Raw genomic sequence first — 8,974 nt, forward strand, 5'->3', positions numbered from 1 at the left:
TCAGTCGCTGAATGACAGCGTTTTCCAAATGAACAGGATTTCATCAATCACTTGTTTCAACTTGTTGCGGGAACGCACCAGATGCCGAAAACGCTGTCTGATTTCTCGTCAGTCACCGAATAAACGACTGACGCCTGCCAGCGTCGCTGGCGAGGCTACCCGCGGTCCAGGAGGCCGCCATGTATAGACGAATTCTTCTGCTTGCTGCGTTGATGGTTTCCGTTGCCGGTTGCGTCCCGTACTCTTACGCGGACTCGTATTACAGCTCAGAGGTCTACACGTCACCCGCACCGGCCTACTACAACACGGGCGGCACCTATTACAGCGGTGGCAGCACGTATTACGCGCAGCCTCGCTACTACCAGCCAGCCCCGCGGTATTACCAGCAACCGCGTTATTACCAATCGGCGCCGCGCTACTACCAACCGGCACCACGTTATTACGAGAGTCGTCGCTGGCACGACAATGATCGCGGGCGCTGGGATGGCCACCGTCGCGGCGGTTGGGATAACGATCACCGCGGTCGTGGCAACTATGACCGACACAGTGGACGCGGTGACCACAACGGACGTGGCAATCGCTGGTAGATCCACGCAAATGAAAGCGGCGCAATTAGCGCCGCTTTTTTATGCCCGTCGAAAAGTCGTCCCATTAGCCATCTCCCAGGGCATTCCCAGACGCTTCCTACAGTTTCATTTCCTTGCATTTGTTAGCGTCTGTTCGTGCCGATCGAGGTGAGCAAAACTCAGTTCAACAGCGGCGAATAAAAGGACGATGCCGCTATGAAGCTTCTTGTGATTCACCAAAACTTTCCGGGCCAGTTCCGTCATGTGGTGCTGGCGGCGATTGACAGGCGTTATGAGATTTTAGCGATAGGTCGGGATACGGCGCCGGGTATCGCAGGGGTGAAAATATATCGATACCGCGCTGCCAGCCGAGCACCAGGCGGTATTCACCCCTACCTGACCCGTTACGAACAAGCGGTGACTGATGGACAGAAGGTTTTTGAAATTCTGAGCTGGCTGAAACATTCGGGTTATCGGCCGGACGTGATTCTCGCTCATCCCGGATGGGGGGAAACGCTCTTCGTCAAGGATGTCTATCCTGACGCGCCGCTTATTCACTATTGCGAATATTACTATCGGGCGCGGGGCGCAGATTCCGGGTTCGACCCTGAATTCCCGCTAGCCACAAGAGAGTCATCAAGGCTGCGAGTGCTTAATTCGCTGCATCTTTTGAATCTTGAGCAATGTGACATTGCCATTGCGCCCACGCGGTGGCAGCGCAGTCTGTTTCCGGCCGCTTATCAGTCGGCCATTCGGGTTATTCACGAGGGCGTCATTCAAAGTTCCTGTTTGGCGAAAGTTGGGGCCGTCAGGTTGCCCAATGGCGTCGAACTGAGAGCCGGGCAGCCGATCGTTACTTATGTCGCGAGGAATCTTGAGCCTTATCGCGGGTTTCACAGTTTTATGCGAGCGATCCCGCATATTCAGGCTGAGTGTCCCGATGCGCAGATAATCATAGTAGGCGGTGATGACGTCAGCTACGGGCGTAAGCCGGTTGGCTTTGCAAACTGGCGCAGCAGGATGGAGGCAGAGGTAAGTTTCGATGACTCCAGGGTGCATTTCACAGGGAAGCTTCCTTACCAGACTTACCGGGCAGTTCTGGAATGTTCGAAAGTCCATGTTTATTTGACGTATCCGTTTGTTTTGTCGTGGTCGTTACTGGAGGCGATGGCGTCTGAGTGTGTGGTAGTAGCGTCGGATACGGCTCCGGTAAGGGAGGTGATCGTTGATGGTCACAATGGGTTGCTGGTGGACTTCTTCGATCATCACGCTATTGCCAAACGTATTGCCAGGGTTCTTGAATCCGCTGGTGAGTACGACCGCCTTCGCAGCGCTGCGAAGTTGACGGCGAGCAGATTTAATGTGGAGTACGGCACGAAACAATACTTTGAGGTGTTTGAGAACGCGACATCCGGGTATCTCAAGAAACAGCCTGCTCCTCAGTTTGGCAGGGAGGTTCGAAATGCTCCGGATGTCGTATAAGCAATTGATTAAATGGTTTAAGAAGTTGTTGAAATACGGCTTGTTTATTTATGCCTGTTATTGCGTGGTGGATTTTTATATCCGTGAAGAAGAAGTCGCCGCGGCGATGGCAATCTATTACGCGGATCAGGAGGCCTGCCAAAAGAAGCTGGCGAGCATGAAGCAGGTGCCCATACTGGGCGGCAGCTATGTGGATAAGACTCTGGTCCCGGAGTTTTATGTGGGCATGCCTGAATTGGCGAATAAAAAAGCCTGCCTTGCCAATACGCTCAAGGGGCATTTCTGGTGGACCGGGACGGGCTTGCGCCGGTACCAGGATCAGAGCTTGGGGTCGATCCCTGAAAGTTGGCGTCTTTATAAACTGAACGCCGGGCTTTATACAAGAAAAGAGACTACCGAGCCCCATGAGCGGGGTTATCGGCACGTCAACTGGCCGGATGAGTTGATTGTGAAGTTGAAAAATTATCCGGGACTGGAACTTTGGCTGAATGCACCTCCGCCGCATTTCAAGAATGAGGCTTCCGTTCGAAAGTTTGTCATTGCTGACTGGCCGCGGCGTGATGGCACCCCTCGCTTGATAAGCTGTAACGGCTTGATTCGCCCGGCTGCAGAGGAAGAATTGACTGACGAGAAACTGTCAAAGTTCAGCAGAGCTGAATTGGAAAATCTGGATTTTGGTAGGCTGAACTTTTTTTGCACTGTGGAGTTGCACAGTTTTGACTTTGCCGGGGGGCACGGTCGGGTAAGTCTTGGACTGTCGTCATTACGCGAAGCACCTGAGATGCTCAAGTTTCTCAGTGAGTATCTTTCACGCTCTGTTATTACAAGGAAGTAACGATGAGTTATGTTTTTAGCGATCTGGAAAAGTCAGAGATTTTAAATGCAGCAAATGTTTGCAAGGGACTGATGTTCGATTCTGAAGATACCGAATATCTTGCGCTGAAATTAACAGGGGCTAGCTGCGCTCCCCTGTATCAAAAGCTATTCGATATTATTGGCCTCAGAGTTTCTGAGGTTACCGTTGTCGATAATGAAACGGGGAAAATTCTGAAAAGCGCCAGGCTCTGGCTTGCCGTGGCCATTGATGCCAACGGGGGAAACGGTGCCTACTCCGCCCTGATTCGCGGTTATACCTCGCGGCAAGGTGAACTGAGATTGAATAAAATCTTCAGTGAAGAACTGATGCAGCTGTCATCGAATCAGGTCGCCGCCAATTTCATCAATACCTTGATCGACGGATCCCTCGCTGGTCGGCTGGCACCCTGGACGGTTCCATCCATCAGCCAGATTGCAGAGATTGATGCCAGTGCGATCGGCAAGGCACTGTTTAGTGAGGCTTGCGGAGAGACGGATACCGCCGTGAGCCATAACGCCGGCTGGTCAGGGACAGTCGGATTCAGCCTGTTGGGTGGAGCGCCGCCCTATGAAACCTGGAGATTGATCTCCGCGGGTGATTCGCAAGGGGAAGATGGCGGCCCGCCGACTCAAACAAAAGCCAACAGGCTCGATGACTATAAAAATATTCTGTTCGCCATCGATTCCTACAGTGTCGGCCTGCGAGCGGCGATCAGCAATTTCGGCGTCAATCCATTGCAAAGTCTGCTTTCCGTCGTGCCAGAGCAAATCAATATCGCGCTTGCCAGTGGCAGCCTCAATCCGCTGATTCAGCATGTAGTGAAAGGCACGCCGGTTTCCGTCGTGGTCGACCTGATATTGCGCTATGGCCAGAACGAATTCCTGGACATGTTCAAGCGCACCTACGACGGCGATTCAGCAGCGCCACCTACCACCGATGAAACCTTCGCCACTAACGCCTACGCATTCTTCTCGGCATTTTCACCAGAGCAGTCTCAAAGCATCGTCACCCGTTCGATAGGCGAATACGGAAACGCGAATTCATGGGCAAAACTGGCTGGCGAGTCGACACCCATCGGCCTGTCGTTGCGCAATTCCCTGAAGCAACTCAGTGAAATCGTCATCGAACGCGATGACGGTTACTCCGGACGCGGACTGGAACTCTACGATCCGCTGACCGGCGAAGGTTTCATCACCGCGCAATGGCTTGCCGATCGTGCGCAGATGTTGGCCCGGTTGATTGCCCGAACCCAGGGTTCGTTTGGAGAACACTCGCTGCAGAAGTTTTCCTACTCCGATCTCGCCTCAGCCAAACAGGTGCCGATGACCACCGGTGTGTTGAACCCGCTGGTGATGTTCGGTGATGACGGTGCGCGGTCTTTCGTGGGCGGTGCGAACACTGATCATCTGTATGGCGGCGCGGGCAATGACACGATCAACGGACTGGCAGGTCACGATGTCATCGAGGGTGGACGCGGCAACGACTTGCTTGGCGGAGGCGACGGCAATGATGCGCTGTACGGAATGGCCGGTGATGATGTTCTGGTCGGAGGAAAGGGTAACGACTCTTTGATCGGTGGCGAGGGCAGCGACCGCTATGAGTTTTCCAGCGGTGATGGCATCGATGAGATCTTCGACGCCAACGTAAATGGGCAGTTATGGATCAACGGCTCGCCGATTCCTTCACTCAAACGTCGCGCCCCTTTGAGCAATATCTGGTCGACCGAGGATCAGGCCATCACCCTGACCCTCATCGAAGAACTCACTGAACCCACCCTCAACATCAAATATGGCCTGAACGACCTCGTCGTTATCAAGAACTTCCGCCCCGGGATGTTTGGCATCCGACTTCCTGAACACCAAGACCATACGGTGTCTGCTCCCGACCTGGTTCTCCAGGGCGACTGGAAAGCGAAAGATATCGACCCCAATGTTCCCGGTGATCAGTTCTCATACGATGAGCTGGGCAACGCCTTGCTATTGCCCAACGTAAAACAGAGAAACAAGGCCGATGTGCTCTACGGCTCTGCAAAAGACGACATCATTCTCGGACTTGGTGGATCAGACCGATTGTTCGGCAAGGACGGAAACGATCAGTTGTTTGGGGATAAACAGACGACGCTCGAAAAAGCCATGGCCGCTGGTGACTCTAAAGGGAAAGCCGCTCGAGGCGATTGGCTTGATGGCGGGGCAGGTCACGATTTGCTCATCGGTACGGCGTCCCAGGACGTGCTTCTGGGCGGTAACGATCGGGATACGCTGATTGGAGGTGCGGGAGACGACGTTTTATCAGGGGATGAAACGACCGGCGCGCTGGAGCAGAAATGGGGATTCAAACGCGTCGACGTTCTTATAGACGGTGGTGTCACCAGTCACCGAACTGTCTTGTCAAAGGCCTCCTTTAACAGTTCGACGCAGGGCGATAACGATGTTCTCTACGGCCAGGGCGGCAGCGATGTTCTCAATGGCGGATGGGGCGAGGATCTGCTTGATGGCGGAACTGAAGATGATCTTCTTGGAGGGGATGGGGGGGATGACACGCTGGCCGGAGGAAGTGGTAACGACACGATAATGGGAGACAACCTTGATTGGGGCGGTGGCCTGCAAAGCAAACACCATGGCAACGATGTATTGGACGGTGGCAGTGGCGATGATTGGCTCGCTGGTAACGGTGGAAACGATGCGATTTATGGTGGTCCAGGCAATGACACTCTCAAGGGCGATGACGATGTACTGAACGGCGTTGCCGGTGACGCTGCCCACTTTTTTGGAAGCGACCTGCTGGACGGTGGTGCAGGAGACGACACACTCTGGGGCGGTGGGGCGGATGATCTGCTGTTCGGAGGTGAGGGTAACGACGCGCTGGCCGGGGATTATGCCGAGCATCCAATTCGGTACCACGGCAATGATTTACTTGATGGTGGAGCGGGCGATGACACACTTCAGGGAATGGGGGGCTCCGACACCCTGATCGGTGGAGCAGGAGCTGACGCGCTGGATGGTGATGTGTCCAACCTGCAGTCAGGTGGAATTAACAATGATTACCTTCAAGGCGATGAAGGAAACGATACCCTTCTAGGAGGCTTGGGCGCCGACACGCTTTATGGCGGCGCAGATGATGACATTTTATCCGGCGACTACGCGCAAACAGCCGAAGCCGAACATGGCGCAGATTATCTGGACGGTGGTTCAGGCAACGATACCTTGCTAGGCGGTGGTGGCAATGACACGTTGTTGGGCGGGGAGGGTGTAGACCACCTTCGTGGGGATTCCGGCAATAACGTTTTTGATGGCGGGGCCGGTAACGACGTGATGGAGGGCCATGACGGCGCTGATGTTTACTATTTCGGGGTGGGTGATGGTCTTGACGTTATCACCGATTCAGGTGGCAGCAATGTCATCAAGTTCGGTGCCGGGTTCTCTGCGGAAAGTTTGAAAGCCGACATTATCGAAGTTGCCGTCGGCACAGTATTACGGCTGGCCAATGGCGCGGGCGACGCGATACTCATCAAGAGTCACGAGCAGTGGAAGGATTCCACATTCTGTTTCAGCGATGGCGTTGTACTTGGTTATGAGGATGTCCTGCGCAAAACATTGCCGCCGATAAAGGTGCCCGAGTCACCTGTACCGGAAGTTGTAACCGCCACAGGAATCCAGCAAAGCAAAGTTGAAGACCCGGTTCAGCCAGACGATGTAACCATCGCGGCGCAACGCCCTGTGGCATCTGATCACCCCGTTGACTGGACTGAAAAATTCCTCGCGCAAATCAAATCCAAGCGCTACGCCCGCAAACACGCCACAGGTTTCACCTTGAGTGATCAAGGCGTCTGGGTTCGCAGTCATATCACGACTAGCGACACCGGTTTCATCACTCACACCGAGCTGAGCGATGACGGCGTTGAAGCGGGAACACTGTCTGAAACGCCGCCATGGATGAAGGTTGATGCAGGGCATGCCGTGGTCAGTCAAAGGCAGTCGAAAACCACAACTCGTGTTGAACATAAACAGGTGAAAGCCGATGGGACGATAGCCTCTTCAAGTCAGGCGCCTCGCTATTATCGATCCGGCTCGGCCAACGGCTTTTCATTCAATACGGGAGATGTATTGGTTGAAGACCGTAAGGAATCCGGCGCGCTTGAGGGCTGGTACATCTATCCGGCAGCAAGCTTCGGTTCGGGGGAAACGGTGCCCAAGGCGTTTCGCTGGGATGTCACAACTGAAACGATCAAACGCAAAATCGTCCCTGGCGACGATGCCGGCGGGCGAGTCAACGTCGAAGTGGAAAACGTATTCCACGGCGGCGCGGGAGACGATCTGATTGTCGCTTATGCAGGCTCCCCACTTGACTACGGCACTGTCGGCGACAGAACGCCGGGCGCGTTTTTATCCGCAGGTGCAGGTGACGACACCTTGCTGGGCTCCGAGGGCGCCGACTATCTGGTCAGCGGGGCAGGGGATGATTGGCTTTACGGTGAAGACGGTGCCGACACCTACATCGTGCAAGCGCACGCCGGAGCAACTACCACGATTGCGGATGTGCCGAACCCTGTTTTCCACCGAGCAGAAGTTGGCGCAGCGGGGTGGAAAGACGAGTACGGATTGATCGATCAGGACACTGTCGTCCTTCCAGCAGATGCGCAGCGCGATGCACTGCAATTGAGCTGGGGTGCTGCGCTGATAGAAACCACGCATGTCGAGCTGGAACCCAACCCAGGGCGCGGGGCACACCGCAATCCGCCAAGAGCGAAAATGCTCCATCCGACACTCGATATCAATTGGGGTGGGATACAGAAAGTTCGCATCGTCTTGCCCCTCAATGGTGAACTTGAGGGGGCCGGGATTGAGCTCTTGAATTTCTCCGATGGGTCGGTCGTGAGTTTGAAACAACTCTTGGAGTCAAGTCAGCTGGGCCCCGCGCCCGAGACTTTTCATACGGGGGTAACCGTTAACAATTCAACGCGTTTTACGTCTCTGCGAGACGGACGGGCGCTGCCGTTAGTCGGTGGTCGAGGCAACGACACGATAAGCGGCGCGGGGGAAATCCGAGGCATGGAAGGGGATGACGTGCTCACGGGCAGCCCCGGTGATGATCTGCTGTTGGGTGGGCCGGGCAATGACACGCTAACCGGCGGCGCCGGAAATGATATCTACCGATACGATGGCCTCGGCAGGGACGTGATCATCAATCGGGGAGACGGCCTTGACGGAATCGACTTTTCCGAGCGCAGGCTGACGATCGACAACTTGAAGTTTCACCGTGAGCGCGATGATCTGGTGATCGTGGTGGATTACGGCATGGCACCGAAAATCCGGGTTTCCAATCATTTTGCCGCAGGCGAAAGCGCTATCGGCTTCATAAGAGTCAGCGAAGGAACAGCGACTCAAGACTACAGTGCGATGCAGATTGCTGAACGTCTGCATCCTCTTCCGCCATTGAGGGATGTCGAAGACATTTTGATAAAGGGCGACGAAGAAGCGCAGCAGGCGATGACGGAGATCATTCAGTTTTACGAGCTGAATGTCTGAGTTCTATGGCGACCGATTGAGCCAGCTCGCGATGGGAATCCTGTCGTCATCGCGAGCATCGCGTCAGTTCAATACTGCGTCAGATCCGCCAACGGATGGCGCCCCTCCCAGACCTTGTGAAAGTGCGCCTCGACCACCGCATCCGGCACACTGCTGACGTCCGGCCAATGCCAGTGCGGCTTCTGATCCTTGTCGATCAACCGCGCCCTGACGCCTTCGCTGAATTCCGGATGCCGGCAGCAATTGAGGCTCAGGGTGTATTCCATCTGAAAGACTTCCGCCAGCGACAGGTGCCGGGCGCGGCGGATCTGCTCCCAGACCAGATGCGCGGTCAGCGGTGAACCTTCGCTCAGGGTTTTCGCCGCTCGGGCGATCAGCGGATCGTGGCTGTCGCGTTGCAGGCTGATGGCTTTCCAGGCGCAGGTTACGTCGCTCACGTCCAGTAACTCATCAATCTGCTGCCGACGCGGCAACCACTGTGCTTCAGGCATTTGCGCCACGGCTTCCTGCTGCAAGGCCTTGAGCAGACTGTTGAGCTGCATGTC

Annotated in this window: 4 protein-coding genes and 1 pseudogene; 4 read left to right on the plus strand and 1 reads right to left on the minus strand. The window is 55.0% G+C overall.

Annotation, left to right across the window (positions count from 1 at the left end; genetic code table 11):
• The first annotated feature begins 179 nt into the window (after positions 1–179).
• From DBR24_RS11770 to DBR24_RS34675, 4 genes are all read left to right on the plus strand, one after another.
• On the plus strand, positions 180–587 hold the full coding sequence (locus DBR24_RS11770) for a hypothetical protein (RefSeq protein WP_128614829.1): 408 nt from the start codon (positions 180–182) through the stop codon (positions 585–587).
• A gap of 195 nt (positions 588–782) precedes the next feature.
• On the plus strand, positions 783–2,048 hold the full coding sequence (locus DBR24_RS11775; protein WP_128614830.1) for a glycosyltransferase family 4 protein: 1,266 nt from the start codon (positions 783–785) through the stop codon (positions 2,046–2,048).
• A complete protein-coding gene (locus DBR24_RS11780; RefSeq protein WP_128614831.1) occupies positions 2,029–2,883 on the plus strand; it encodes a hypothetical protein in 855 nt (284 codons plus the stop codon). Before DBR24_RS11775 ends, DBR24_RS11780 begins: the two co-directional genes overlap by 20 nt.
• 2 nt (positions 2,884–2,885) lie before the next feature.
• The gene (locus tag DBR24_RS34675; protein WP_128614832.1) at positions 2,886–8,429 is read left to right on the plus strand and encodes a calcium-binding protein; all 5,544 of its coding nucleotides are present in this window, start codon (positions 2,886–2,888) and stop codon (positions 8,427–8,429) included.
• Between the two features lie 68 nt (positions 8,430–8,497).
• On the opposite strand, the pseudogene DBR24_RS32010 reads toward DBR24_RS34675, so the two are convergent.
• Positions 8,498–8,974 (minus strand): annotated as a pseudogene (locus DBR24_RS32010) (enoyl-CoA hydratase/isomerase family protein); the annotation flags it as partial.

This window comes from Pseudomonas sp. HMWF006 (assembly GCF_003061205.1).
Lineage (GTDB): Bacteria > Pseudomonadota > Gammaproteobacteria > Pseudomonadales > Pseudomonadaceae > Aquipseudomonas > Aquipseudomonas monsensis.

Coding starts and splice junctions, on each gene's coding strand:
- DBR24_RS11770 (WP_128614829.1), top strand. CDS start 180: ATGTATAGACGAATTCTTCTGCTTGCTGCGTTGATGGTTTCCGTTGCC.
- DBR24_RS11775 (WP_128614830.1), top strand. CDS start 783: ATGAAGCTTCTTGTGATTCACCAAAACTTTCCGGGCCAGTTCCGTCAT.
- DBR24_RS11780 (WP_128614831.1), top strand. CDS start 2,029: ATGCTCCGGATGTCGTATAAGCAATTGATTAAATGGTTTAAGAAGTTG.
- DBR24_RS34675 (WP_128614832.1), top strand. CDS start 2,886: ATGAGTTATGTTTTTAGCGATCTGGAAAAGTCAGAGATTTTAAATGCA.